The sequence below is a fragment of the Microbacterium sp. genome (assembly GCF_052102115.1).
In the GTDB taxonomy this organism is placed as follows: Bacteria; Actinomycetota; Actinomycetes; order Actinomycetales; family Microbacteriaceae; genus Microbacterium.
This window is the reverse complement of the sequence record NZ_JBQDVP010000009.1, coordinates 1-23,714: the sequence shown is the minus strand read 5'-3', so window position 1 is coordinate 23,714 and position 23,714 is coordinate 1. Positions and strand designations below refer to the sequence as shown.

25 protein-coding genes and 1 tRNA gene are annotated in these 23,714 nt (G+C 68.8%); 14 read left to right on the top strand and 12 right to left on the bottom strand.

The features are described 5' to 3' along the window. A partial coding sequence (locus ACTICP_RS04770; RefSeq protein ID WP_441890033.1) for a CBS domain-containing protein occupies window positions 1–419 on the bottom strand: 419 nt, incomplete at its 3' end. Between the two features lie 48 nt (window positions 420–467). Beyond that, entirely contained in the window at window positions 468–989 is a 522-nt protein-coding gene (locus ACTICP_RS04765; RefSeq protein WP_441890031.1) for an FHA domain-containing protein, read from the bottom strand. A 146-nt stretch (window positions 990–1,135) separates the two neighbouring features. Here ACTICP_RS04765 and ACTICP_RS04760 point away from each other — a divergent pair, with 146 nt between their 5' ends. Beyond that, window positions 1,136–1,483, top strand: coding sequence for a DUF7882 family protein (locus tag ACTICP_RS04760; protein WP_441890030.1), 348 nt, complete (start codon window positions 1,136–1,138; stop codon window positions 1,481–1,483). Here the strand turns inward: ACTICP_RS04760 and surE are convergent. Continuing rightward, window positions 1,476–2,225 carry a 5'/3'-nucleotidase SurE gene (gene surE / locus ACTICP_RS04755; protein ID WP_441890028.1) on the bottom strand — a complete coding sequence of 250 codons (750 nt, stop codon included), beginning with the start codon at window positions 2,223–2,225 and terminating at the stop codon, window positions 1,476–1,478. The two genes, ACTICP_RS04760 and surE, sit on opposite strands and share 8 nt — an antisense overlap. Then, complete coding sequence (locus tag ACTICP_RS04750) at window positions 2,222–3,220, bottom strand: 1-phosphofructokinase family hexose kinase (RefSeq protein WP_441890026.1); 999 nt, start codon at window positions 3,218–3,220, stop codon at window positions 2,222–2,224. The genes surE and ACTICP_RS04750 overlap by 4 nt, the downstream gene beginning before the upstream one ends. 160 nt (window positions 3,221–3,380) lie before the next feature. Between ACTICP_RS04750 and ACTICP_RS04745 the strand changes: the two genes are divergently transcribed. Both ACTICP_RS04745 and ACTICP_RS04740 read left to right on the top strand, forming a co-directional pair. Then, the gene (locus tag ACTICP_RS04745; RefSeq protein ID WP_441890024.1) at window positions 3,381–4,265 is read left to right on the top strand and encodes an SDR family oxidoreductase; all 885 of its coding nucleotides are present in this window, start codon (window positions 3,381–3,383) and stop codon (window positions 4,263–4,265) included. A 2-nt stretch (window positions 4,266–4,267) separates the two neighbouring features. Continuing rightward, window positions 4,268–4,573: a hypothetical protein gene (locus ACTICP_RS04740; RefSeq protein WP_441890022.1), complete on the top strand. Its 306-nt coding sequence runs from the start codon at window positions 4,268–4,270 to the stop codon at window positions 4,571–4,573. Between the two features lie 34 nt (window positions 4,574–4,607). Here ACTICP_RS04740 and helR read toward each other — a convergent pair whose 3' ends face one another. Next, window positions 4,608–6,791: an RNA polymerase recycling motor ATPase HelR gene (gene helR, locus ACTICP_RS04735; RefSeq protein ID WP_441890020.1), complete on the bottom strand. Its 2,184-nt coding sequence runs from the start codon at window positions 6,789–6,791 to the stop codon at window positions 4,608–4,610. A 103-nt stretch (window positions 6,792–6,894) separates the two neighbouring features. Between helR and ACTICP_RS04730 the strand changes: the two genes are divergently transcribed. The 3 genes from ACTICP_RS04730 to ACTICP_RS04720 all read left to right on the top strand — a co-directional run bounded on the left by ACTICP_RS04730 (window position 6,895) and on the right by ACTICP_RS04720 (window position 8,690). Next, window positions 6,895–7,230, top strand: a complete 336-nt coding sequence (locus tag ACTICP_RS04730; RefSeq protein WP_441890018.1) for a DUF6804 family protein — start codon at window positions 6,895–6,897, stop codon at window positions 7,228–7,230. A gap of 228 nt (window positions 7,231–7,458) precedes the next feature. Continuing rightward, entirely contained in the window at window positions 7,459–8,382 is a 924-nt protein-coding gene (locus ACTICP_RS04725) for an endonuclease domain-containing protein (protein ID WP_441890016.1), read from the top strand. 122 nt (window positions 8,383–8,504) lie between these two features. Beyond that, the gene (locus ACTICP_RS04720; protein WP_441890014.1) at window positions 8,505–8,690 is read left to right on the top strand and encodes a hypothetical protein; all 186 of its coding nucleotides are present in this window, start codon (window positions 8,505–8,507) and stop codon (window positions 8,688–8,690) included. 27 nt (window positions 8,691–8,717) lie between these two features. Here ACTICP_RS04720 and ACTICP_RS04715 read toward each other — a convergent pair whose 3' ends face one another. Genes ACTICP_RS04715 through ACTICP_RS04700 form a run of 4 tightly spaced genes read right to left on the bottom strand, consistent with a single transcriptional unit; the run spans window position 8,718 to window position 12,375 of the window. After that, the gene (locus ACTICP_RS04715; protein WP_441890012.1) at window positions 8,718–9,374 is read right to left on the bottom strand and encodes a response regulator; all 657 of its coding nucleotides are present in this window, start codon (window positions 9,372–9,374) and stop codon (window positions 8,718–8,720) included. Then, a complete protein-coding gene (locus ACTICP_RS04710) occupies window positions 9,367–10,638 on the bottom strand; it encodes a sensor histidine kinase (protein WP_441890010.1) in 1,272 nt (423 codons plus the stop codon). The genes ACTICP_RS04715 and ACTICP_RS04710 overlap by 8 nt, the downstream gene beginning before the upstream one ends. Before the next feature lie 10 nt (window positions 10,639–10,648). Next, window positions 10,649–11,467 carry an ABC transporter permease gene (locus ACTICP_RS04705; protein ID WP_441890008.1) on the bottom strand — a complete coding sequence of 273 codons (819 nt, stop codon included), beginning with the start codon at window positions 11,465–11,467 and terminating at the stop codon, window positions 10,649–10,651. Further along, window positions 11,464–12,375, bottom strand: coding sequence for an ABC transporter ATP-binding protein (locus ACTICP_RS04700; protein ID WP_441890006.1), 912 nt, complete (start codon window positions 12,373–12,375; stop codon window positions 11,464–11,466). Before ACTICP_RS04700 ends, ACTICP_RS04705 begins: the two co-directional genes overlap by 4 nt. Before the next feature lie 133 nt (window positions 12,376–12,508). On the opposite strand from ACTICP_RS04700, the gene ACTICP_RS04695 reads away from it, so the two are divergent. The 8 genes from ACTICP_RS04695 to ACTICP_RS04660 all read left to right on the top strand — a co-directional run bounded on the left by ACTICP_RS04695 (window position 12,509) and on the right by ACTICP_RS04660 (window position 18,525). Beyond that, complete coding sequence (locus ACTICP_RS04695; RefSeq protein WP_441890004.1) at window positions 12,509–13,798, top strand: SufS family cysteine desulfurase; 1,290 nt, start codon at window positions 12,509–12,511, stop codon at window positions 13,796–13,798. Further along, the gene (gene sufU / locus ACTICP_RS04690; RefSeq protein ID WP_441890002.1) at window positions 13,798–14,241 is read left to right on the top strand and encodes a Fe-S cluster assembly sulfur transfer protein SufU; all 444 of its coding nucleotides are present in this window, start codon (window positions 13,798–13,800) and stop codon (window positions 14,239–14,241) included. Before ACTICP_RS04695 ends, sufU begins: the two co-directional genes overlap by 1 nt. A 35-nt stretch (window positions 14,242–14,276) precedes the next feature. Further along, a complete protein-coding gene (locus ACTICP_RS04685; RefSeq protein ID WP_441890000.1) occupies window positions 14,277–14,918 on the top strand; it encodes an NADPH-dependent F420 reductase in 642 nt (213 codons plus the stop codon). Window positions 14,919–14,961: 43 nt separating this feature from the next. After that, window positions 14,962–15,621 (top strand): GntR family transcriptional regulator, encoded by a 660-nt coding sequence (locus ACTICP_RS04680; RefSeq protein ID WP_441889998.1) that lies wholly within the window; start codon window positions 14,962–14,964, stop codon window positions 15,619–15,621. Window positions 15,622–15,684: 63 nt separating this feature from the next. Continuing rightward, window positions 15,685–16,245 (top strand): asparagine synthase, encoded by a 561-nt coding sequence (locus ACTICP_RS04675; RefSeq protein WP_441889996.1) that lies wholly within the window; start codon window positions 15,685–15,687, stop codon window positions 16,243–16,245. A 71-nt stretch (window positions 16,246–16,316) separates the two neighbouring features. Continuing rightward, window positions 16,317–16,389, top strand: a tRNA-Arg gene (locus tag ACTICP_RS04670). A 93-nt stretch (window positions 16,390–16,482) separates the two neighbouring features. Then, a complete protein-coding gene (locus ACTICP_RS04665; protein ID WP_441889994.1) occupies window positions 16,483–17,979 on the top strand; it encodes an L-serine ammonia-lyase, iron-sulfur-dependent, subunit alpha in 1,497 nt (498 codons plus the stop codon). 36 nt (window positions 17,980–18,015) lie between these two features. Then, on the top strand, window positions 18,016–18,525 hold the full coding sequence (locus ACTICP_RS04660; RefSeq protein WP_441889992.1) for a TetR family transcriptional regulator: 510 nt from the start codon (window positions 18,016–18,018) through the stop codon (window positions 18,523–18,525). Window position 18,526: 1 nt separating this feature from the next. On the opposite strand, the gene hrpB is transcribed toward ACTICP_RS04660, so the two are convergent. The 3 genes from hrpB to ACTICP_RS04645 all read right to left on the bottom strand — a co-directional run bounded on the left by hrpB (window position 18,527) and on the right by ACTICP_RS04645 (window position 23,472). Next, window positions 18,527–21,088, bottom strand: a complete 2,562-nt coding sequence (gene hrpB, locus ACTICP_RS04655; RefSeq protein WP_441889991.1) for an ATP-dependent helicase HrpB — start codon at window positions 21,086–21,088, stop codon at window positions 18,527–18,529. A 200-nt stretch (window positions 21,089–21,288) separates the two neighbouring features. After that, window positions 21,289–22,944 (bottom strand): flotillin family protein, encoded by a 1,656-nt coding sequence (locus ACTICP_RS04650; protein ID WP_441889989.1) that lies wholly within the window; start codon window positions 22,942–22,944, stop codon window positions 21,289–21,291. Window positions 22,945–23,043: 99 nt separating this feature from the next. Next, complete coding sequence (locus tag ACTICP_RS04645) at window positions 23,044–23,472, bottom strand: MarR family winged helix-turn-helix transcriptional regulator (RefSeq protein ID WP_441889987.1); 429 nt, start codon at window positions 23,470–23,472, stop codon at window positions 23,044–23,046. Window positions 23,473–23,714: the final 242 nt, after the last annotated feature.

Here is a 23,714-nt window from a genome sequence, read left to right as displayed (position 1 = left end):
GCCTCGCGCTGGGAGATGCTTTCGACGGTGGTGCCGGTCGCGTCGGGGGCCAGCGCCAGAGCGATATCGGCCTGGCTGACGATGCCGACGAGCAGGTGGTCCGCGAGCACGGGCAGGCGTCGGACCTGGTGCTCGCGCATCCGATCGAGTGCGACCGTGATGTCATCGGTTGCCTCGACCGTGATCGGGGGGCCGGCGGCCAGCATCCGTGCCGGCGTGGTCTCGGGGTCGAACCCGTACGCGACCGCTTTCACGATGATGTCGCGGTCGGTCAGCATGCCCTTGAGCTTTCGATCCTCGCCGCAGATCGGGAGCGCTCCGACATCGAGTTCCGACATGACGGATGCTGCGATGCTGAGCGCGTCGTTCTCGCCGATGCAGCGGGGTGCAGCGGTCATGATGTCGCGTGTGATGGTCATGGTCCTCGTCCCTTCAAGAGTCCGTTCGAGTGCGGTCGGCTTGCCGAGTCAGCCGTCTTTGACTTCGTCGCCTTCGCCCTGCGGCGAGCGGGCGGCATCGGAGTCGCGGCGGAAGCCCGCCGAGTAATCCGGGCGCGCCGGCTGCGCGGGTTGATCCGAGAGTTCACCGCCGGTGCGGCCGCCGTAGGGGCGCCCATGGTCGGCGAACTCTTCGCGGCCGAACACGAGCGTCCACGGGCCGGCGGTGAAGTGCGCTCCGGTGCGGAGGATCTCGGTCCGGCCGCCAGCGCCGGTCTCGGCGGTGTCGGGCACGGCGTTCATCTCGCCCTCGCCGTGCAGCGTCAGCACGTATTCGTCCTGGTCGTCGTGCCTGATCTCGGCGTGCACCGGGTCGGTGTCGGGGAGGCGCAGCTCGTTGCCCTCGGCAGAGCCGATGCGCACGGTATCCATTGTCAGCTCGAAGACCGACCGATCATCGTCGCGACTGATCTTCAGGTGCGGGTTTCCGGCTCCCCACTCGGCATGGGTCGTTGTGGCTTCCGGTGCGTGTCCTTTGTCGTGAGAATTCATATCGCGCTCCTCCTCGATCCATGCGCTCACGCTAGGACAGGCGACGGCCGACGCAAGAGGGGGTTGACGAGGCGGCGACGACCCGTCAAGATCTCCGGTTCGCCATGATCCACGGAACTTCTCGCCGTGCGGCTACGCTACGGAGCATGGGCAAGTTCATCTACGAGGGGGGCGTGAAGGTCGAGATCGAGGACCGCGCGCTGACCCACCTGCAACTCGTCATCAGCGCGAAGCTGCGCCGCGGTGAACCATTCGCCTTCAGCTGGCGAGAAGACCCCAGCGTCGGCGGCGGCCGCACGACCGCATGGGTGCACCCGGGCAGCTCGATCGTCTACAAGTACTACGGCGGCCGTCAGCCTAAAATCAACCGCGCATGGGTCGATGCACTCGCCTTCACAGCGAACTCTCCGGCCGGCCTTTACCTGGTGCCAGAACCGGCCGACACCGACGAGGCCCCGGGAACCGCCGAGGTGACGGTTCCTCCGCTCAGCTGATCCGTTCCAGGTCGAATCGGCGTTCGACGACCGAGTCGATCCCTGTCACGGTCGTCCATCCCTCGGCCAGGCACGCAGCGTCGCTGTCGTCGGTGGGAACGTTCGGAAGCTCTTCGACCGCGAGCTGCACATAGCTCTCGTCGCTCTCCGCGACCGTCGTGTGCACAATGCCGAACGGCGCGAGCGTGCACTGTCGGAGGCCGCGGGAATCGACGCGGTTGGGAGCGTTGACGTTCAGGGCGGTGCCGCGCGGCTGCGCCGACAGCACGGGGAGCAGCTCGATCGCCGCACGGACGGCGGTATCCCAGTGGAACTCCTCGGGATTCATACCGACGTCGAGCGAAACGGCCATCGCCCGCGCTCCGTTCAGGGCACCGGTGAGGGCGGCGCCGACCGTGCCGGAGTGCAGGATCGCCCGGCCGACGTTGGCGCCGTGATTGACGCCCGAGAGCACGAGATCGGGTGGTGCTCCGAACGCGCCACGGGCCGCGATCATCGCGATCAGTCCCGGCCCGCCGTGGACGGCGAACGTGCGCACCTCGGGCAGCGTCTCCATCGTGCGCCGATCGACACGGATACGTCCGTCGGACTCGCTCGCCATGATCGAGGCGCTCGATCCGCTCGACTGCACAGCCGGTGCCGCGACGGTGACGTCGAGTCCGGCACCGGCCGCGGCGACAGCGAGAGCGCTCAGCCCCGGCGCTTCGATGCCGTCGTCGTTGGTGATGAGCGCGCGGGTCACGGCGTCTGCTCCGGATCTGCGAGCGAGGCGAGGCCCTCCGGACTGATTCTGCCCTCCGACCCGCCGCCGTCCGCCCTGGCGGGCACATCGCCGACCGAGACCTTCTCGCGCAGGCTCTCGATCACGTCGGCGTCGCCTGTGCCGAGGCCGTGCCGGGTGACGTTGAGGGCCCCCGCCGCGGCGCCCAGCGTGATCGCGTGACGCAGATCCTCACCCCGCGTGAGGGCGGCGACGACACCAGCCGTGAGAGAGTCGCCAGCGCCACGGGTCTCGATCTCCTCGAACGGCGGCGGCGACACCGCGATGACGCCTGCGGCATCGGCCAGCAGCAGCGGATCCCCAGCGCGAGTCACGACCACCGCACCGGCGCCGTCCGCGCGCAGCCGACGCATCGCCGAGATGATCTCTTCGTCCGTGCTCTCCCCGATCAGCCCGTCGGCCTTCAGCTCCTCGTGGCTCATCTTCAGAAGGTGCACGCCGCCGTCGACGACTGCGCGCATCCTCTCGCCGGAGAGGTCGGCCACCACGGTCTTCCCTGCTGCCCGCAAATCGGTGGTGAGACGGCGGTAGAAGTCCGCGGGAATCGTCTGTCCGCCGGCTGGGCCGCTGAGCAGCACCACGGACGAGGGTTCGCTGCTGCGCAGCATGGCGGTGTAGAGATCGTCGAGGTCGTGCCGACCGATGGCATCGCCGACCTCTTCGTCGATGACGATGCGCTCGCCGCCACGACGATCGTGCACATACGCTGAGCCGCGTCCGTCACGCGTCAGCGCCTGCACCGTGAGGTCCTCATCCTCCAGTAGATGGTGCAGCACCCTGCCCACTTCACCGGTCAGAATGCAGCACATCGTCACGGGCACTTGCAGTCGGCGCAGCATCCGCGCCTGCCACACTCCCTGCCCGCCGGCATGCACGTGGATCTCGGACCCCTGCGGGTGGTCCTCGACCGTCACGGTCAGCGTCGGAGACGGGGCCAGGATCGTCACTTCGCTCACGGCGGCTCCTTTCCATCGGCTGGTGCCAGTCTGCGCCGTCGCGGCCGTGGCTCCACCCCGTTGACAAAAGCCTATCCGGCATCCCGATGTCAACCCCCTGGGTTTCATCGCCGCGCGGGCTGAGGGTGGTGCATACATCGACCGCAGAGGAGCCATCACCATGCCCGTGAGCGCCGCTGACCCACGACACGCCCACCATGACGACCCCTTCCCGGGGCAGACTCAGCATCAGCCCGGCCAGACCGAGCAGATGCGGCCGGCTCCCGACCATGGCGAGTCGAGCTACCAGGGCCACGGACGACTGGCAGGACGCAGGACGCTGATCACCGGCGGCGACTCCGGTATCGGGCGCGCCGTGGCGATCGCGTTCGCCCGCGAGGGCGCCGATGTCGCGATCGCACACCTGCCCGAAGAACAGCACGATGCCGATACGACACTCGAACTCGTTCGCGACGCCGGACGCACCGGGCTCAGCCTCGCCGGCGACCTGCGAAACGAAGACTTCGCCATCGAGGCCGTGCGCGAGACCCGCGACGGTCTCGGAGGGCTCGACGTGCTCGTGCTCAACGCCGGCTATCAGCACGATATCGACGGCTTCGAGAACCTGCGCACCGATGAGATGAAGCGGGTCTTCCAGACGAACCTCGAAGGGCTGCTGTTCTCGGCGCGAGCCGCCTTCCCGATCCTCGAGGCCGGGGCGAGCATCATCGTCACGGCATCCATCCAGTCGTTCGAGCCGTCGTCCGGGCTCATCGACTACGCCATGTCGAAGGCCGGGCAGGTCGCGTTCGTGAGGGCGCTCGCCGCAGAGGCGGGGCCGCGCGGCATCCGCGTGAACGGCGTCGCACCGGGGCCGATCTGGACGCCGCTGATCCCCGGCACGGGGTGGGATGAGCAGAAAGTTCGCTCGTTCGGAACCGATACGCCGCTGGGCCGGGCGGGTCAGCCCGCCGAGCTCGCTGGTGCCTATGTCTATCTCGCGTCCGGTGAATCGTCATACACCTCGGGTGCGATCTTGCCGGTGACCGGGGGGAAGGCGCTATGACCATGACAGTCCCCGAGGCCCCGCTACCGGCATCCGTCTGGGAAGTGATCCAGATCGCCCGCAGCGCGTGGCGGATCTGCGACGGCGCGGTCGCCGAATCAGATGCCGCGCGCCTGGTGGCCTACGTCGACCGGAATGAGACGGGCATCTACGATGTGCTCTGGTTGCGCAGTCCGTGCCCGACCCGCTCGAGCTACCACGATCTCGACGAACTGCTCGCCGAATTGGACGCCGCGGTCGCCGATGCGATGGCGTTGCCCCGCTCCATCCGGCCGACGCACATCCCGCATTTCCCGCCGCGTCGATGACGCCCGCCTGCGCAACCAGTTGTGGTGACGGCGGTCAGACGAGGATGACGAGCTCCCGCGTCGACCTCGTCATCGCCACGTAGCGATCCACCGCCGCCTCGATGCCCGCGCCGAATGCCTCGGGTTCGACCAGCACGACCAGGTCGAACTCGAGACCCTTCGCCGTCTCCGGACTCAGCGCACGCACACGGTCGCCAGCCGTGAACGTCTCATCACCGATCACCACCCCGGTGCCCTCGTCGTTCTCGGCGAGCCAGGCTTCGATGATCGCGTCGCGTTGGGCGAGCGGTGCACGCCGCACCGGGATGCCGCTGGAGCGCACCGACGTCGGCACGTTCGCATCGGGCAGGGCCGCGCGGATCACCGGTTCGGCCTCGCGCATGATCTCCTCCGGCGTGCGGTAGTTCACCGTGAGCGATGCGAGCCGGATGTCGCGCAGGCCCGCATCCGTCAGGCGCTCCTCCCACGTCTGCGTGAAGCCGTGCCGGGCCTGAGCGCGGTCGCCAACGACGGTGAAGCTGCGTGATGGGCAACGACTGAGCAGCATGCGCCATTCGGCATCCGTCAGTTCCTGTGCCTCGTCGACGATGATGTGCGCGAACGGGCCGGCGAGCGCATCGTGACGGAACGTCGGCAGGGCGCCGTCATCATCGAGGCTGTTCAGCACGTCGTCGCCGCGGAGCATCGACATCAGACCCAGATCGTCGTCGGCGGCCTCCATCAGCGAGTCCGCAACGTTCTCGCGGTACGCGCGCTCGGCTGCCCTCTGGCGCTCGCGCTCGCGGCGGATCCGCCCGGCGTCGGGGTCGCCGATCGCCCGGCGGGCGGCATCCAGAAACGGCAGATCGGATGCTGTCCATGCCGCGGCGTCCTCACGCTGCAGCATCCGCACTTCGTCGTCGGTGAGCCATGGCGCGCAGCGACGCAGGAATCCGGGGTTGCTCCAGAGGGCGGCGACGAGCCCGGCAGGATCCAGCAGCGGCCACGCGCGGTTGAACGTCTGCGTGAGCGCCTCGCTCTGGCCGAGCGCCAGGCTCAGCTGCGCGCGGGGGATCTGCTCGGCGAACCGGTCGGCGACCATGTCGACCAGCGCCTCCCAGATCTCGTCGCGCGCCTCGTTGTGCGCGGCACCGGTGTCGGTGTCGAATGCTTCCTCCCAGTCGATGTCGCGCACGCGCAGGTCGAACCACGGCGTCTCGACGACCGTGGCGCGCTCGGGCGGGCGCTCGTAGAGGTGCACCGCTGTGCCGATCGCGTCGATCAGGCGCCCGGATGCTTTGAGACGGGCGACCTCGGGGTCGGATTCGGGGTCTGCTTGGCGCCCTTCTGGAACGAGGTCACGCCCTTCCGGAACAAGGTCACGTAACGTGCAGGTCTGCACGCGATCCTCCCCGAGGCTCGGCAGCACGTCGTCGACGTAAGCGAGGTACGGCTGCGAGGGGCCGACGACGAGCACCCCGCCGCCGCTGCCGCGCGAGATCCGCGCGTCGGAGTACAGCAGGTACGCCGCGCGGTGCAGGGCGACGACGGTCTTGCCGGTGCCCGGCCCTCCGTCGACGACGAGTGCGCCCTCCGAACCGGCGCGGATGATGGCATCCTGATCCGCCTGGATCGTCGCCAGCACATCCTGCATGCGCGAGGAGCGCGACGTGCCGAGACTGGCGATGAACGACGACTGGTCGTCGAGCGCACCGCCGGCGGCGAGCGTTTCGGTGGTGAAAGCCTCGTCCCAGTAGTCGCTGACGTGTCCGTTCGCCCAGCGGTAACGGCGGCGGCTGATCAGGCCCATCGGGTCTGCGAGCGTCGCGCCGAAGAACGGCTCGGCTGCGGGGGCGCGCCAGTCGACGAGCAGCTGGCTTCCGTCACTGCCTGCGAGACCGAGGCGGCCGATGTAGAGATGCTCGCCGGTCTCGGTCACCATGCGTCCGAGGCACATGTCGATGCCATAGCGGCGCAGCATCGTCAGCCGTGCGTTCAGCCGGTGGATCTCGAGGTCGCGCTCGACGGCCGCGCCGCCGACACCGCGGGACGAGGCGAGCAGGCGGTCGAGGCGAGCGGATGCCTCGGCAAGACTTTCGCTGAGCGTCGCGGCGATCGCGGCGAACTGTTCATCGTCGCGATCGATCAGGTCGTGCTCGGCCTTGTGGGCGAGCTGGTCCGAAAGGTGGAAGGCGCTGAGGGCGGGGTTGTTCACGAAAGCTCCGATTCCGGCGCGCATCTGCGGTTCTCGTTGCGCACGATCGACAAGTATGCGCCCTCGAGGGGCCCTTGCCGCAAGCCCCCACCCGACCGGTAAACTGGAAGTGCGGGAAGATGGAGACATGGCTCCTCCCACCCCGCAGATGCAGCGCAACGCGCTTGCTCCTGGGCTCCTCGCCGCGATCGCCCTCTTCGTCTCTCCGCTGTTCCCCGGGGACAACGTCGTCGCGACGATCATCATGTTCCTCGTGCCGATCCTCGCGCTCATCGTCGCCTGGTTCGCGTGGCAGGCCGGGCAGTGGTGGTGGACCGTGGCGTTCGTCGCGATCACCGTGATCTGGAACCCTATCTTCCCGTTCGGCTTCACCGGCCAGGTGTGGACCGCCGCGCAGTTCGTCGCCGCGCTGCTGTTCATCGTCGCCGGCATCCTGATCCGCAACGAGCGCACGGCCGCCTGACGCGTCAGGCGGCCGTGCGCGGGGCCGCGCCGCGTTGTGCGTACCGGTGCTGGATGGTTTGTGTCGGTTACGCGCGTCCAAAACCGACAGAAACCCGCTCGCCTGAGCGGCGACGGGGGAGGCGAGTGCGGGTGGGACTCGTTCTGCACAGGTCGCGGATGCGGGGATTCGTCCACATTTGGTCCGAAACACGCGCGGGGTGACGGGGGCATCGGCGAACCTGTGGGCATGCGAACCCGCAGGAGACTTCCCGCCCGCCTCGGTGACAGCTTCAGCGTCGGCGGAGCGCAGCGAGCCGGGGTCGGTCGTTCCCGTCGCGACGCCGACGACCTGCATCGTCCGTTCCACGGCATGCGCTCGACGAGGATCCCCGAGACCTTCCGTCAGGTGGTCGACTGCTATCGGCCGCGCCTTCGCCCCGAGCACCTGTTCTCCGGGCGGACCGCGGCGCGACTGTGGGGCCTGCCTCTGCCGTGGCACTGGAAGAAGACCGAGCTGCTCGATGTCGTCGTGCCACTGCATCTGTCGCCACCGACGGTCCCGGGAGTGCGCGGGCACCGCCTGGCGGCGCACAAGCTCCGGCCCTGGACAGTCGCCGGCGCCGCGGTGGTGGATGCCGTCACCGCGCTGTTCACGTGTGCGTCGGAGTTGACGGTCCCCGAAGCAGTGACGATGCTCGATGCTCTCCTCACCACCGCCGATGACTACCCGGATCTCGGGCCCGGTCGGCCGCTCGCGACGATGGACGAGATCACGCAGCGCCTGGCCGAATGGGGGAGGTTTCCGGGGAGCGGCACAGTGCGAAAGGCGGCTCCGCTCGCTCGAACCCGCGTCGAATCTCCGAAGGAGACCGCGACGCGGCTCCTGATCCGGGATGCCGGGTTCCCGGAACCCGCCGTGCAGCACGAGGTGCGCGACGGCGGTCGCTTCGTGGCCAGGGTCGACCTCGCCTATCCCGAGCTCAGGATCGCGATCGAGTACGAGGGCGACGGGCATCGCACGGACAAAGAGCAATGGCGCAGTGACATCCGGCGCCAGCGCGATCTGGAGGACTGCGGCTGGATCGTGATCCGCCTCACCCAGTCCGACCTCGACGACCATGAGGCACTCGTCGCGCGCCTGCATCACGCGATCTCCGCTCAGGCTGTATGACTTCTGTCGGCTGCCGCCATCCACAAACGGCAGAAGTCATACAGCACGAGCCGGGGACCACGAGCCGGGCGCGCGAGCGCCGCGGATGGCGTTCCTGCGGCGTACGGCGTAGCGTGCGGGGTATGGAAGAGCACCGCCCCGACCCCGCTGAGGAAAGTCGTCCCGAGGACACCGCCGACGAGGCCGCTGAAACTGCGGAGAGCGCACCGCTGGGCGGAGACGAGACGACCGAAGAGCAGCTGGATGCCGATAACGAGGTCGAAGACGACATGCTGAAGTCGCTGAATCCCGACGACTCGCCCGCCTGAGCACGCCGCCGGCGAGGACGCCCGCCGTCAGGGGATGACGCCGACGCGGTGCGCGAGGATTACCGCCTGGATGCGGTCGCGCGCCTCGAGCTTCATGAGCACGCGGCCGACGTGGGTCTTCACGGTCGATTCGCTGAGGTGCAGCTCCCCGGCGATCTCGGCATTGGTGAGGCCCTGCCCGATCGCGATGAACACGTCGCGTTCACGCTCGGTGAGGGATCCTGTCGGATCCGGCCCGTCCGGCGCGGCGCGCAATCGAGGCCCGAGGTGTTCGAGGAACCGCCGAGTCACCCGCGGTGACAGCACTGCGTCGCCGCGATGCACCGCACGAACGGCCGAGATCAGCTCGCCTCGCTGGGCGTCCTTGAGCAGAAAGCCACCGGCGCCCGCAGCCATCGCCCCGAACGCGTACTCGTCGAGGTCGAAGGTCGTCAGCACGAGCACGCGGCTCTGCGGCGCATCGCGTGCGATGGCCTCGGTCGCCGCGATGCCGTCTGTTCCCGGCATCCGCACGTCCATCAGCACGACGTCGGGGTGCAGCTGCTCCACCGCGGTGATCGCTGCGGCGCCGTCACCGGCCTCGCCGACGACCTCGATATCACCCTCGGACTCGAGCACGAGTCGGAATCCGACGCGGATCAGCTCCTGATCGTCGACGAGCAGCACCCGGATCTTCTCAGCCATCGATCGTCCCTCCCGGTTCTCGTGCGGCATCGCCGTCTGCGGGCAGCTCGGCTCGCAGCATCCATCGGTCGGCGCCGGCGGGGCCGGAGCGCACCGTTCCACCGACGTGGGCGGCCCGCTCCTGCAGGCCGCGGATGCCGAAACCGGTCGTGCCGGCCTGCCCGGTCACCCCGTCGTTCTCGATCTCGACGACGATCGGGTCGGCGGAGTGATCGACGAGCACGCTGATCGCCCGTGCTCCTGGCGCATGCCGCATCGCATTGGTCACGCCTTCCTGCACGATCCGGCCGATCGCGAACTGCACGATGGCCGACGCCGACGATTCGCCGATCGTCCGCAGTTTCACCGGATATCCCGCGCGCTGCGCGCTCTCGGCCGTGGTCTGCGGCGAGACGGGGTCGCCGGGGGCCAGGGGCGCGTCAGAGTCTCCGTCGCGGAGCACACCGAGCATCGAGCGCATCTCGGTCAGCGCGGCGCGTGCGGTCGCGGCGGCAGAGATCGAAGCATCCTGCGCCCGCTGCCGGTCCTCAGTGGCGGCCGCCCCCTCGGACAGTGCGACGACCACGGTCAGCGAATGCGAGACGACGTCGTGCATCTCGCGGGCGATGCGGGCGCGCTCGGCCGCCGCGGCGATCTGCCCCTGCTGATCGCGTTCGACCAGCAGCTGACGCGAGCGGTCGATCACCGCCTCGATGTAGCGCTTGCGGCCGCCGATGTTCACACCGATCAGCGTGCCGATCAGGGCCAGGGTGAGCTGACCGGCGACACCGTTCACCGCCGACATCCACGTGCTGGCGCCGATGAGCTGGAGCAGGATGGACAGGACGGTCACCGTTCCCATGCCGACGCCGAGCGTGATCCACGCGGCGCGCGTCGAACGGTACACGGCGATCGAGTAGCTCGTCACGAGCAGTACGGTTCCACCGGCCGGTTCCAGCATGAAGAGGTAGCCGATCGAGAGCGCGTACGCTCCGATGCTCGCGATCACCGGCCACTGCCTGCGGCGCAGCAGCAGGGCGCAGGCGAGCAGGATGAGCACGGTCAGCGAGATGTTCATGACGATCGACTGCACGGCCGGTCGATCGGGGTCGGCGTCATCGACGAACACCGTCGACGGGGCGGCCGAGAGGAGGAGGCAGACCACGGCGATCAGCACATCGGCGAGCACCGGATGGCGTGCCCAGAATCGGCGGATGACGCCGGGGGGACGCGGCAGCCGCAGCGCCTCCTCATCGAGAGGAGCGTCGCTGCGGCTGCCGGTCACGGCTCCGACTCTACGCGTCACGTGTTCGCAGCGCGGCCCAGGCCGCGAGGATGCCGGCGACCACCCACGCCGCGAGCGTCGCATAGGACTCGACACCGCTGAGTCCCCAGTCATCCTGCGGAAGGATCGCGCTCTGCGACGCGGCCATCGGCAGACGGGCAGCCACATCGGTGATCCACTCCCAACCCGCGCCGACTCCGGTGAACACGCTCGCGACGATGGGCAGGACGAACAGCAGCCCGACCGTCGCGGCGATCGCGCCGGCCCCAGAGCGGATCAGGAAGCCGAAGGCGACGCCGATGAGAGCGAACACGGCCATCGAGAGCGACGCGGCCAGGATCGGCAGGATCGACTTCGCCGGGTCGTCCCAGGCGAAGGGCATGTCGCGTCCGGCGAAGACCGGGGTGACCACGAGCGCGGCGATCGTGAAGATGATCAGCGACGACACGAACATGAGCACGGCGACGATGGTCGCCTTGGCGATGAGGACAGCGCCGCGCGAGGGGTTCGCTGCGAGCGTCGAGCGGATCATCCCCGACGAGTACTCGCCGGTCACCGAGATCGCTCCGAGGATGCCGGCCAGCAGCACTGTGAACTGGATGGGAGCGACGACCGCCTGGATCGGCTCGAAGCCGGGAACATCCATGGCCTGCGCGACCAGCAGTGCGATGCCGATGGTGAGCACGGCGACGATGCCGATCGACCACCAGGTGGATCGGACGGTGGCCAGTTTGATCCACTCGCTGCGCAGGGCGCGGGCGAAGGTCCGCCGGTACGGCGCCGCAGGCGGGGCAGCGGTGCGCATCGGGGGTGCGGTGACGGTGCTCATGAGATCTCCTTCGAGTGGTACTCGACCGCGTCGCCGGTGAGCGCGAGGTACGCGTCTTCCAGCGAGCCGCTGGCCGGGGTGAGTTCGTGCAGTGCGAGCCCGCGCTCGGCGGCGATGTCGCCGATGCGGGATGCCGGGAGGCCGGAGATCTCGAGCGTCTCCGGGCCCGTACTGATGACCTCGACGTCGGGTCCGGCGACCGCGGCGGCGAGATCTGCGGCCCGCGGGGTGCGCAGGCGCACCAGCGGGCTCGTCCAGGAGCGGACGAGTTCGTCCAGCGGAGCATCCGCCAGCACCTGCCCGCGACCCATCACGATGACGTGGTCGGCGGTCTGGGCCATCTCGCTCATGAGGTGGCTGGAGAGCAGGACGGTCCGGCCCTCGGATGCCGCGTGCCGCGCGAACCGGCGCACCCACATCACGCCCTCCGGGTCGAGACCGTTGACCGGCTCGTCGAGGATGAGGGTGTGCGGGTCTCCGAGCAGCGCCGAGGCGATGCCCAGCCGCTGGCCCATGCCCAGGGAGAACTTTCCCGCGCGCTTGCGCGATACCGGTGTGATGCCGGCCAGGTCGATGACCTCGTCGACGCGCGAGAGGGGGATGCCGTGCGTCGCGGCGAGCGCGCGCAGGTGGTTGCGCGCCGTTCGGCCGGGGTGCACGGCCTTCGCGTCCAGCAGCACTCCGACTTCGGTGAGCGGGGCGCGCAGGTGGCGGTAATCGATGCCGTTGATGGAGGTGCGACCTGACGTCGGGCTGTCGAGGCCGACGATCATGCGCATCGTGGTCGACTTCCCGGCGCCGTTCGGGCCGAGGAAGCCGGTGACCGTTCCGGAGCGGACGGTGAACGACACGTCCTTTACGGCGGTCTTGTCTCCGAACCTCTTCGTGAGTCCTTCTGCAGTGATCATGCTTCGACGCTACGGATGTCGGGGGTACCGGCGCGTCCTCCTGGAGTACCGACTTCGCCGCGCCGCGGCGGCACTGGAGGACGACGGGTACAGCCAGGGCCCGGCATGCCTGGGCAGGTGAGAAACTGGGAGGATGACTCCCTCCTCGCCCGGTGCTCCTCTGCAGGTCGCGGAGATCCTCCGCCTCCGCGAGGACTTCCCCATCCTGCAGACGCAGGTGAACGGGCATCCGCTCGTCTATCTCGATTCCGGGGCGACCTCGCAGCGCCCGCTGGTCGTGCTGGATGCGGAGCGAGAGTTCGCCACCACGCTGAACTCGGCCGTGCACCGCGGCGCCCACACGCTCGCCGCCGAGGCGACCGAGGCGTTCGAAGATGCCCGGGCGGCCGTTGCCCGGTTCGTCGGTGCCGACGACGACGAGATCGTCTGGACCTCGAATGCGACCGAGGCGATCAACCTCGTCGCCTATGCGTTCTCGAACGCCTCCGTGGGCCGCGGCGGGGCGGCGGCGGAGCGGTTCCGGCTCGGCGCGGGCGATGAGATCGTCACGACCGAGATGGAGCATCACGCGAACCTGATCCCCTGGCAGGAGCTCGCTGCGCACACCGGCGCGACACTGCGGGTCATCCCACTCGACGACGACGGTGCGCTCCGTCTCGACGAGAATCAGATCACCGAGCGCACGAAGCTGGTGGCGGTCACGCACGTCTCCAACGTGCTCGGCGTCATCAACCCGGTCGAGCAGCTGATCGCCGCCGCCCACGGGGTCGGCGCGCTCGTCCTGCTGGATGCCTGTCAGTCGGCCCCGCATCTGCCGCTCGACGTGCGCGCGCTCGATGTCGACTTCGCTGTGCTCTCCGGTCACAAGATGCTCGGGCCGACCGGCATCGGCGCACTCTACGGGCGCCGCGACCTGCTCGAGGCGATGCCGCCGTTCCTCACCGGCGGCTCCATGATCACGACCGTCACCATCACCGAGGCCGAGTACCTGCCGCCGCCGCAGCGCTTTGAGGCCGGCACCCAGCGCGTGTCGCAGGCGGTCGCGCTCGCCGCAGCCGTTCGCTACCTGCACGACGTCGGGATGCCGCGGATCGCCGCCCATGAGGCCGCTCTCGGGCAGCGGCTCGTCGACGGGCTGACGGCGATCGACGGCGTGCGCGTGCTCGGTGCGGGCATCGATCTGCCGCGGGTGGGGCTCGCGAGCTTCGACATCCCCGGCATCCATTCGCACGACGCCGGACAGTTCCTCGACGACCGGGGGATCGCCGTGCGCGTCGGGCACCACTGCGCCCAGCCGCTGCATCGCCGGCTCGGCGTGACCGCGTCGACGCGCGCGAGCACGTATCTGTATTCGACCGAGGCCGAGGTCGATGGGTTCCTCGACGGTGTCTCGGCGACCATCGAGTTCTTCGGGGTGCACTGATGACCTCCAGCGACCTGCAGAATCTGTATCAGGAGCTGATCCTCGATCACTCCCGCACCCCGCACGGTTTCGGCCTGCGCGACGAAGTCACGGCGCAGTCGCACCAGCTCAATCCCACCTGCGGCGATGAGATCACGTTGCAGGTGCATCTCGCCGCCGACGGAAGCATCGAGGCGATCGCCTGGGAGGGGCACGGCTGCGCGATCTCGCAGGCGTCGGCGTCGCTGTTCGCTGAGCTCGTCGAGGGCATGACGGTGCCAGAGGTCACGCAGCGCATCGAGGTGTTCCGCGAGGCGATGCGCTCGCGCGGCAAGATCGAGCCCGACGAGGAGCTGCTCGGCGATGCCGCCGCCCTCGGCAGCGTCTCGCGCTACGTCGCCCGGGTGAAGTGCGCGATGCTCGGTTGGGTCGCGGCCGAAGACGCCTTGCACAAGCTCGACTGACGGAATAGCTGCATTCGGCTCACGTTGTCTCCGATATGACAACTCTCGGAATCATCGGCGCAGGAAACATCGGCAGCCAGGTCGCACGTGCGGCGATCGCCCACGGATACGACGTGGTGATCGCGAATTCGCGCGGCCCGGAGACTCTGAGCGATCTCGTCGCGGAGCTCGGACCTCAGGCGCGCGCCGCCACCGCAGCGGATGCGGGCGCGGCAGGAGACGTGGTCGTGGTGAGCGTTCCGCTGAACGCCCTCTCGCAGATCCCGGTCGCGCCATTGGCCGGCAAGATCGTTTTGGATACGAACAACTACTACTTCGAACGCGACGGGCACATCGAAGCCCTCGACACGGGACAGACGACGACGTCGCAGTTGCTGCAGGAGCACCTGCCGACGTCGAAGGTCGTAAAGGCGTTCAACCAGATCCGCTCCGGTGACATCACCACCGACGGCACGCCCGCCGGTACCCAGAACCGTCGCGCGCTCGCGACGTCGAGCGACTTTGACGACGCGGTGGCCTGGGTCACCGCCTTCTACGACGAGCTCGGATTCGACACCGTGAATGTCGGACCGCTGAGCGAGTCGTGGCGAGTGGAGCGCGATCGCCCGGCCTACGTCGTCCGCCAGAACGCGACCGAGCTCACCGAGAACCTGGCTGCGGCGAACCGGTTGCCCTGATGCGATGGGCCTGAGGGGCACCGAATAGTGTCAGAATGACGATATGGCGGCTTTGCCTGGGGAGCTGGAGTCCGCACGGGTCGCACGCATGCTGCGTGAGGACATCGTGCTCGGACGGCGTGCACCCGGTTCCCGTCTGGTGGAGCGCGACATCGCGACCGCGCTGAGCGTCTCACGTCTGCCGGTGCGCGAAGCGATCCGCAAGCTGGCCGCCGAGGGGCTCGTCCATCCCCGGCCCCGCACCTGGGCAGTGGTGCGGGAGTACACGGTGGATGACGTGAGCGACTTCTCCGAGATGCGGTCCGCCGTCGAGACGCTGCTCTTCGTCCTTGCAGCTGAGCGTCATGACGAGTCGGGGCTTGCCCGTCTGGCTGAGATTCTCGAACGTGAGCAGGATGCGGCGGATGCCGGCGACCTCGAAAGTGCTCGCGAGGCTGCCGGGCATTTCCATGAGCAGATGGTGGTGCTCAGCGGGAACGAGGTGCTTATGGAACTCATCGACGTGTTCGCGACCCGTCTGAAGTGGATCTTCGGGCAGCATGAGGATCCGACGGTGATGGCAGTATCGCATCGCCGGTTGTTCGAGGCGATTGCGGCGCGTGACGTTCCGCTCGTCACGCGCTTGGTCGGCGAGCATCTGGACGCTGGAAATGAGGCTGCGATGCGACGGTTCGCGCTCGCCGAGGAGCCTCCAGTGGCATAGCAGGCTCGAGCGTGCTCCCTGACTGTCTGATGCTGACGATACGATCGAGGGAGGAGGTTTGCCGTGGGACGAACTGCGGATGCCGTCGCTGAAGGCGTCGCGATCGCCACGGCTGCGGCGCGTCTGGACGTGAAGAACCGTATCCTCGTCGGGACGATTGCTCAGGGCGGTGTCTTCGACGCCGGGCGCTACCTCGACGATGCCCGTGAGGCGCTGCTGGACATGGCCGCGGAATCCGAACAGGCGGCGGCGGCGGCGACCCGATTGCGCAAGCGCGCGCGGGGCCGGTACTCCGATCCGGCCGGAACCCACGACTACCGTGACCGCGATGTGCGCAACCTGCGGCGTCGGGCCCGGCAGTCGGCCGGGGTGGCCGAGCGACTGACGGCCATGGCTGAAGACTCCGAGAAGCTCGGCGCCCTTGTCGAAGACGCTCGCGAAGCCGCCTGGGCGGAGGTGCGCGGCAATCTCGATCGGCGGCTCGTGGTGGAGGGTATGCGTCCCGAGCAGGACCCCGATTACGCGGTCATGCGCGAGGCCCGCATGCAGGCGCTGCGGCTGGTCGACCTGCAGGCGCTGTCCTCGCAGCAGCGCGCCCGGCGCAAGCTCAAGGGTGCGTCCTGAGCGGTTTCGCGTTCGTGCTCCCGGTCATGTATTCTTGCTGAGGCCCGATTCGTTGAAACGGGCAGCAAAATGCGCCACTAGCTCAATGGATAGAGCATCTGACTACGGATCAGAAGGTTAGGGGTTCGAGTCCCTTGTGGCGCACACTGTGTTGAGACAGTAGTCGAACCCCGTCGCGAAAGCGGCGGGGTTCTTTTTCTTTGTCCGGGTCGGCTGTGCAGGACGTAGCCTGGAGGAGTGACTGCGTACGTCTCGGCATTCGATCTGTTCTCCATCGGAGTGGGGCCGTCGAGCTCTCACACTGTCGGGCCGATGCGCGCGGCGCTCGACTTCTCGCAGCGCCTGGCCGGTGATGCCCGACTGCCCGAGATATCACGCGTGACCTGCACCCTCTACGGGTCGCTCGGCGCCACGGGAATCGGCCACGGCACGCCGGATGCCGTCGTCGCCGGGCTGCGCGGACTCGCACCTGAGTCCTGCGACCCGGCCGAGGTCCGCGCGGCTTGGGCGTCGTTCCCAGAAGGAGGCGACCTGCGGATCGCCGGTGAGCGCGCCGTGCCCTTCGCCAAGGCCGATATCGAGTTCGTGCCGCGCACCCGGCTGCCGGGGCATCCGAATGCCATGACGCTGCGGGCGCACGCGGGGGACGGCGCGATCGTCGTCGAGGAGACGTATTACTCCATCGGCGGCGGCTTCATCCGCCGCGACGGCGAGGAGGCGCAGATCGCCGCGGGCTCGTTCCCGCTCGACTACACCGATGCCGCGTCGCTGATCGCGCTGTGCGATGAGCGAGGCATCACGATCGCCGACGTCGCCCGCGAGAACGAGATGGCCCTGCGTTCGGAGGAAGAGGTCGCAGCCGGTCTCGATGCCCTCTGGGACGCCATGGCCGGGTGCGTCGACGCCGGTCTCCATACCGACGGCGTGCTCCCCGGCATGCTGAAGGTCAAGCGTCGCGCCGGCGCGATCCGCGAGCAGCTCGAGGGCATCGAATCCGGTGGCGCGCGGGAGATGCCCGGGGAATGGCTCGGAGCCTTCGCGCTCGCCGTCAACGAAGAGAACGCCGCCGGCGGCCGGGTCGTCACAGCTCCCACGAACGGCGCCGCCGGCATCCTGCCCGCGGTCGCGATGTACTGGTGGCGGTTCCTCGCCGATTCCGGGCTCGGCTCCGGCAACGCCGTCACCCCGCACGGGTCGTTGAGCGAGCGCAGCGAGACGAAACGGCTTGAGCGAGCGCAGCGAGTCGAAAGCACCGAAACCGCCGAACCTCTCGACATCACCGAGGCCAACCGTCGCCGCGGCATCCGTCGTTTCCTGCTCACCGCGACGGCACTCGGGTCGCTGTTCAAGGCCAACGCGTCGATCTCGGGCGCCGAAGGCGGCTGCCAGGCCGAGGTCGGCTCCGCCTGCGCGATGGCGGCGGGCGGGCTCACCGCGGTGATGGGCGGCACGACGCGGCAGATCGAGAACGCCGCCGAGATCGCGATGGAGCATCACCTCGGCCTCACCTGCGATCCGATCGGCGGGCTCGTGCAGATCCCGTGCATCGAGCGCAATGCGATCGCGGCATCCACGGCGGTGACCGCCGCCCGTCTCGCCCTGCGCGGCGATGGCGAGCACTACGTCTCTTTGGATGTCGTCGTCGAGACGATGCGCCAGACCGGCGCCGACATGTCGACGAAGTACAAAGAGACCAGCGAGGGCGGCCTCGCGGTCAACGTCATCGAGTGCTGAGGCCGCGCGGCGGATCCGGCGTCGTAGGCTGACACCATGTCGAGCACCCGAGGTCGCGGCCGCCCCCGCGGGGCCTCCGACGCCCGTTCGCGGATCGCTGCGGCGGCCGTGCACGAGTTCGGTGAGCATGGCTACGACGGTGCGACCATCCGCGGCATCGCCGCCCGCGCCGAGGTCGACTCCGCGCTCGTGCACCACTATTTCGGCACGAAGGCTGATCTGTTCGCCGAGGCTGCCGGGTTCCCGGTGCGTCCCGACATCGAGGTTCCCGTCATCCTCCGCGAGTTCCAGGCGGTGCAGTTCATGCCGCTGCTCGTGTTCCCGCAGATCATCCTCGGCGGCCTGTTCATGCCGCGCGATCAGATGCCCGACGTGCTGCACGCCATCTCGGACTGGCTGCCGCTGAGCTACGCGATCGACGCCATCGGCGCGGTCACCGCCGGGGATGAGGACTGGGACATCTTCGCTCCGCTGCTCATCGTGCTGGCGTTCGCGGTGGGTGCGCTGCTGCTGGCATCCCTCACCCTGCGCCGCCGCACGCGCTGACTCAGCCTCGCCCGGCCCGCTTGGTCGTGTGCCGCGTCGGCACCGCCTCCCACGGATCCTCCGGCCAGGGATGCTTCGGGTACCGCCCGCGCATCTCTGCGCGCACCTGCGCATAGGGGCCAGACCAGAACGAGGCGAGGTCATCGGTCACAGCCAGTGGCCGTCCGGCGGGGGAGAGCAGATGGAACAGCACCGGAACCCGTCCGCCCACGAGCCGCGGTGTCTCGGCCCACCCGAAGCACTCCTGCAGCTTCACGGCGACCACGGGTTTCGCGGTCGGATCGTCCAGCGGCGGATAGGCGATGCGAACGCGCGAGCCGCTCGGCACCTCCAGTCGCTCCGGCACCAGGGAGTCGAGCTCCGTCGCCGCCGGCCAGGGCAGCAGTCGCCGGAGCGCCGGTGCGAGGTCGATGCGTCTGGCGGGCGTGCCGGTCGCGAGAGCGTCGAGTTCTGGCCCGAGCCACCCCTGAAGGTCGTCGAGCAGCCCGGCATCCGAGACGTCCGGCCACGGTGCGTCGAGCTCACGATGCAGCAGGGCGAGCCGGCGACGCAGATCATCCGCGGCGTCCGACCAGGTGAACACCCCGAGGCCGTGCCGCTTGATCGCTCGTCGCACAGCATCCTGGCCGCCCTCCCCGGCCTGCACGCGCGCCGGGGACGATGAGCGCACGATCGCGCCGATGCGGCGTTCGCGACGTGCGACGACCCGACCGTCGATGAACTCGGCCTCGACACGGTCGGTGACGAGATGGTCGGCTGCGCGTTCCGCGTCGCTTTCCGAGATCACGGCGGCTGCCCGGATGACGGCGCCCGTGCCGGCGGCGGCCCGCCCGTGTGCTCGGGTGACGTCTGCGACGGCCAGCCACTCGGCCTCGGCGAGCGGACCGCTGACCCCAGCGCGGGTACCGGAGGCCAGCAGGAACGTCGCGCCGTGGGCTGTGCGCTCGGCGCGTCGGGCGACCCGGTCGGGGAACGCGAGGGCGATGACGAGGCCGATGTCGTCGGTGGTCGTTCCGGTCCGGTTGGCGGTCGCGGAGCCTGCGAACCGGAGCAGGCGCGTGACCTCTGCGGCCCACCGTCGAGAATCCGGTGACCGCCGTTGCCGCATTGCGATCAGTGCTGCTGCGATGTCCGCGTCGGTGATGCGGATCTCCCCGCTGAGCAGGGCGACGACTTCGGCGGCGAACCTCTTGCCGCCCCGCGGTGCGCCGTCGCGGAGGGCGCGGGCGAGACGCGGGTCGGTCGGCACGCGGCCGAGCTCCCGTCCGACGGGCGTCGCTCTGCCGTCGTCGTCGATCGCGCCGAGACCGCGCAGCACGGCGACGGCATCGCGCAGGCTGTCGCCCGGGAGTGGATCGAGCAGGCGGAGCCCCGCGCCGCCGGGGGTGCCCCAGCATGCGAGCAGCAGGGCGGCGTCGGTGAGGTCGGTCGTGGCGACCTCGGGGGAGGGGCGTGCCGGTGCTGCTGCGAACGTGCGCTCATCGACGCAGCGGATGACGGTGCCCGGTCCCTGGCGGGTCGCGCGTCCGGCCCGCTGGACGGCGGAGGAGCGCGACGTGGGCACGGTGACGAGGCCGCTCATTCCGCGGGCGGCGTCGCGCTGCGGCTGTCGCGAGAGGCAGGTGTCGACCACGAGGCGGACGCCGGGGACGGTGAGCGAGGACTCTGCCAGCGACGTGGTGACGATGATGCGCGGCATCCTCTGCGCACCGCGTCCGCGGATGACGGCATCCTGGTCTGCCGCGGGCAGATGGCCATGCAGCTCGCGGACGTCGACGTCGTCGGCGCGGGCTCGGATGCCGCGGGCGATCTCGGCGACCTCACGCGCTCCGGGGGCGAACACCAGGATGTCGGCGGCCGGATCGGTGCGCGATAGTTCACGGCCGGCGGATGCCGCGGTGCCGGCGACATGGTCGAGGAAGGCTCGGGTGACGCCGCGTTCATCGAGTCGTGGCGCGAGGCTCGGCGCCCAGCGCTCTTCCAGCGGATGCTGCGGGATCGTCTGCGTGACGACGGGAGCGGGCGCAGCATCCGTGCCGATCACCGCCGCGACGCGATCGGCGTCGAGCGTTGCCGACATCGCGACGAGAACGAGGTCGTCGCGGAGCTGGCGTACTTCGCCGAGGAGTCCGATCAGCAGGTCGGTCTCCAGCGCGCGTTCGTGCACTTCGTCGATGATGATCGCGTCGACGCCGTCCAGGGCAGGATCGTCGAGAAGGCGGCGCAGGAGCACCCCAGCCGTGACGAACTCGATGCGTGTGGCCATCTCGACCTGGTGCTCGCCGCGGACGGTGAAGCCGATCCGGGTACCGAGCGAGGTGTCATCGAGCTGGGCGAGCCGTCGTGCGGCGGCTCGGGCGGCGACCCGTCTCGGCTGCGTGACGATCACGCGGCCGGCGGTGCGGTTCGCGACCACCGGCGGCACGAGCGTGGTCTTTCCGGTGCCCGGCGGAGCGCTGACGATGACGGCCGGGCTCTGATCGAGTGTCGACGAGAGGTCGCCGAGTGCGTCTGCGAACGCGAGCCCGTCGCCGATGCTCTCGAGGTCGAACGCCGCGCTCATCACCCCTCTATCTTCCTCGACGCCCAAGTCGTCACACCGGGCCGTCACACCGGGCCGTTACGCAGGGCCGTCACGTGGGGCACTCAGCCGTGCGTTGAGCGAGCCGAAGGCGAGACGAAACGGGTTGAGCGAGCGCAGCGAGTCGAAACCTGCCCAACCCTCACCCAACCCTCACCCAACCCTCACCCAGCCGCTCGACCTCACTCGGCCGAGGCGGCAGGCGGGGGCGGAGGCGGCGTGGACTCGGATTCCTTGGTCACGGTGCGCTCAGGCGATCCCGAAGTACTCGTCTGATCGCCGGCATCGGTGGTTGCTGACCTCGAGCTCGCGCCCTGAGCGCTGGCGAAGCCGTCGCCGATGCCGCGGCCGACGGCCTGGCCCTGGATGATCGCCGCGAGGTCGAGGCCCGTCGCAGAGCTGACGCTGTCGAAGACCGACTTGAGTGCCTTCGCGTTGTCGGCACCGACGACGTTCGATGCGCCGTCCTCGCCGGCACCGCCGATGATTGACACGTTGCCGATCGCGGCGTAGCCCTTGGCGAACTCGCTCATCATGGACGGGAGCACGTCGAGCACGCGCTGAGAGAGGAATGCCTCCTGGTTGGAGGCGATGGCCTTCGCTTCGGCTTCGGTCGCCGACGCCCGCGCCTCACCCTCAGCACGGATGGCTTCTGCTTCGGCGTTGGCGCGCAGGCGGCGGGCTTCGGCCTCTGCGTCTGCCAGAGCGCGCAGCGCGTTCGCCTCACCACTGGCCGTGGCTTCGGCCGCGGCGGCTTCACCGGCGGCACGGGCACGGTCTGCCTCGGCCTGCTGCTCAGCGATCCGGGTGCGTGCCTCAGCCTGCTTGACCTGCTCGATCGCGGCTGCTTCTGCCGCACGCTCACGGGTGTAGAGATCGGCCTGGGCGCGGGTCTCCGATTCATACTTCTGCGCGTCGGCGACGCGCTTGACGTCGGCATCCAGCTGGGCCTGGCGGTTCTCCGCGTTCTGCTGCAGGACGGCCTGCTCGGCCTGGGCGCGCGCGAGGTGCTCGGCCTGCTCGGCTTCTGCGCGGGCGCGACCGATACCGGCGTTCGCGTTGGCCGTGTTCGTGTCGAGGGCGGTCTGCTCGACCAGGTTCGATTCCTGGTTGGCGATGATCTTCTGGTTGATCGCACGGTCGGCGTTGGTCTGTGAAATCTCGGCCGACTGGCGCTTCGACTGGATCTCCGGTGCACCGAGAGACTGGATGTAGCCGACGGCGTCGGTGATGCCCTTGATCTGGAACGAGTCGAGGATGAGGCCCTGCTCGGCGAGCTCCTGCGAGACATCGGCGGCGATCTGGTCGGAGAACTTCTTGCGCTCGCGCATGAGTTCGACGACCGACAGGGTCGCGACGATGCCACGCAGGGCACCCTCGAGCTGTTCGGTGGTGAACTGCTCGATCGCAGCATCCTGCGAGGCGAAGCGCTCGGCTGCGCGGCGGACGTACAGCGGGTCGGAGCCGATCTTCACGATGGCGACGCCGTCGACGTTCAACGTCACGCTGTCGAGCGACTGCGCCTCGGCGTTCAGCGAGACCTGGCGTGAGCGCAGGGAGATGATCTCATGGCGCTGCGTGATCGGGTTGACCAGCGATTTGCCGTTGACGATGACGGTGACGGGGGAGTCAACGCTCTCGGAGCTGCTGGTTCCGTCTGCGCTGATGATCGCGCGCTGCACTTTTTGCTTGCGGCCCGAAATGACCAGCGCCTCATCGGCGCGTGCGACCTTGATCCAGCTGCGTGCAAACAGCAGCACGATCAGTCCGACCACGATCAGGGCGACGACGGCGATGCCGACGAGGATCAGAATGCCGACAGCTCCGGCGATCTCCATGTGCGTACCTCTCTGCAGGTCCGTTCCGGCCGGAGTCTGCACCCACGACTATGCCAGAGATGGCAGGTCGGGATGGCGCCGGCGGCGGATGCTGTGGAGTCAGCGCGCGCGGAGCTTGTCGGTCAGCTTCTGCAGTGTGCGCAGTTCATCGTCGTCGAGCACGGCCATGCGCTCGGCGATCGACCGGCTGTGTGTCATGGCGACTTCGCGGAAGCTGCGCGCCCCGGCATCCGTCGCCGTGAGCACAGATCCGCGACCGTCCTCCGGGTCCGCGCGCTTCGTGATCAGTCCGCGTGAGACCATGCGGTCCACGAGACGCGAGACGCTGGGCTGGCTGATGAGCATCTGGGTCGTGACATCGCGAAGCCGCGCTGTCATGCTCGGCGCACGCGTGACGGTGAGGAGCACGTCGTATTCGGCCTGGGTGATCGGAGTGTCCTCGAAGTCCGCTGCCATGGCCGTGAAAAGTTCATGTTGTGCGCGGAACAGGCCCTCCCACGCTTCGAGCGCGAGCTTTCGGTCTGTCATGAGATACAAGAGTAACGGAATGGTGAAGGGCCGGTCGGAGAGGCTTCCGACCGGCCCTTGTCCCTTGCACCAAGAGTGTCCTGCAATCACATGCGGTGAATGCCACAGCAAACATTCACCGTGTGATCACTGTATAACGGCAAGGTAACGAACGCAACGGTCAGATAACGGAAATTTTGGGGAGGCCGCGGTCGTGCTCTGGACCGATGAATTCATCCGTTGCCAGGGATCTACCTCTGTGA

Excerpts from the sequence above, each read along its gene's own strand:
- ACTICP_RS04645 (WP_441889987.1), bottom strand. The coding sequence starts at position 23,472 with ATGACAGACCGAAAGCTCGCGCTCGAAGCGTGGGAGGGCCTGTTCCGC.
- ACTICP_RS04740 (WP_441890022.1), top strand. The coding sequence starts at position 4,268 with ATGACAGTCCCCGAGGCCCCGCTACCGGCATCCGTCTGGGAAGTGATC.
- ACTICP_RS04725 (WP_441890016.1), top strand. The coding sequence starts at position 7,459 with ATGCGAACCCGCAGGAGACTTCCCGCCCGCCTCGGTGACAGCTTCAGC.
- ACTICP_RS04695 (WP_441890004.1), top strand. The coding sequence starts at position 12,509 with ATGACTCCCTCCTCGCCCGGTGCTCCTCTGCAGGTCGCGGAGATCCTC.
- ACTICP_RS04745 (WP_441890024.1), top strand. The coding sequence starts at position 3,381 with ATGCCCGTGAGCGCCGCTGACCCACGACACGCCCACCATGACGACCCC.
- ACTICP_RS04685 (WP_441890000.1), top strand. The coding sequence starts at position 14,277 with ATGACAACTCTCGGAATCATCGGCGCAGGAAACATCGGCAGCCAGGTC.
- ACTICP_RS04660 (WP_441889992.1), top strand. The coding sequence starts at position 18,016 with ATGTCGAGCACCCGAGGTCGCGGCCGCCCCCGCGGGGCCTCCGACGCC.
- ACTICP_RS04765 (WP_441890031.1), bottom strand. The coding sequence starts at position 989 with ATGAATTCTCACGACAAAGGACACGCACCGGAAGCCACAACGACCCAT.
- sufU (WP_441890002.1), top strand. The coding sequence starts at position 13,798 with ATGACCTCCAGCGACCTGCAGAATCTGTATCAGGAGCTGATCCTCGAT.
- ACTICP_RS04705 (WP_441890008.1), bottom strand. The coding sequence starts at position 11,467 with ATGAGCACCGTCACCGCACCCCCGATGCGCACCGCTGCCCCGCCTGCG.
- ACTICP_RS04730 (WP_441890018.1), top strand. The coding sequence starts at position 6,895 with ATGGCTCCTCCCACCCCGCAGATGCAGCGCAACGCGCTTGCTCCTGGG.
- ACTICP_RS04720 (WP_441890014.1), top strand. The coding sequence starts at position 8,505 with ATGGAAGAGCACCGCCCCGACCCCGCTGAGGAAAGTCGTCCCGAGGAC.
- ACTICP_RS04715 (WP_441890012.1), bottom strand. The coding sequence starts at position 9,374 with ATGGCTGAGAAGATCCGGGTGCTGCTCGTCGACGATCAGGAGCTGATC.
- helR (WP_441890020.1), bottom strand. The coding sequence starts at position 6,791 with ATGCGCGCCGGAATCGGAGCTTTCGTGAACAACCCCGCCCTCAGCGCC.
- ACTICP_RS04680 (WP_441889998.1), top strand. The coding sequence starts at position 14,962 with ATGGCGGCTTTGCCTGGGGAGCTGGAGTCCGCACGGGTCGCACGCATG.
- ACTICP_RS04760 (WP_441890030.1), top strand. The coding sequence starts at position 1,136 with ATGGGCAAGTTCATCTACGAGGGGGGCGTGAAGGTCGAGATCGAGGAC.
- ACTICP_RS04650 (WP_441889989.1), bottom strand. The coding sequence starts at position 22,944 with ATGGAGATCGCCGGAGCTGTCGGCATTCTGATCCTCGTCGGCATCGCC.
- ACTICP_RS04700 (WP_441890006.1), bottom strand. The coding sequence starts at position 12,375 with ATGATCACTGCAGAAGGACTCACGAAGAGGTTCGGAGACAAGACCGCC.
- hrpB (WP_441889991.1), bottom strand. The coding sequence starts at position 21,088 with ATGAGCGCGGCGTTCGACCTCGAGAGCATCGGCGACGGGCTCGCGTTC.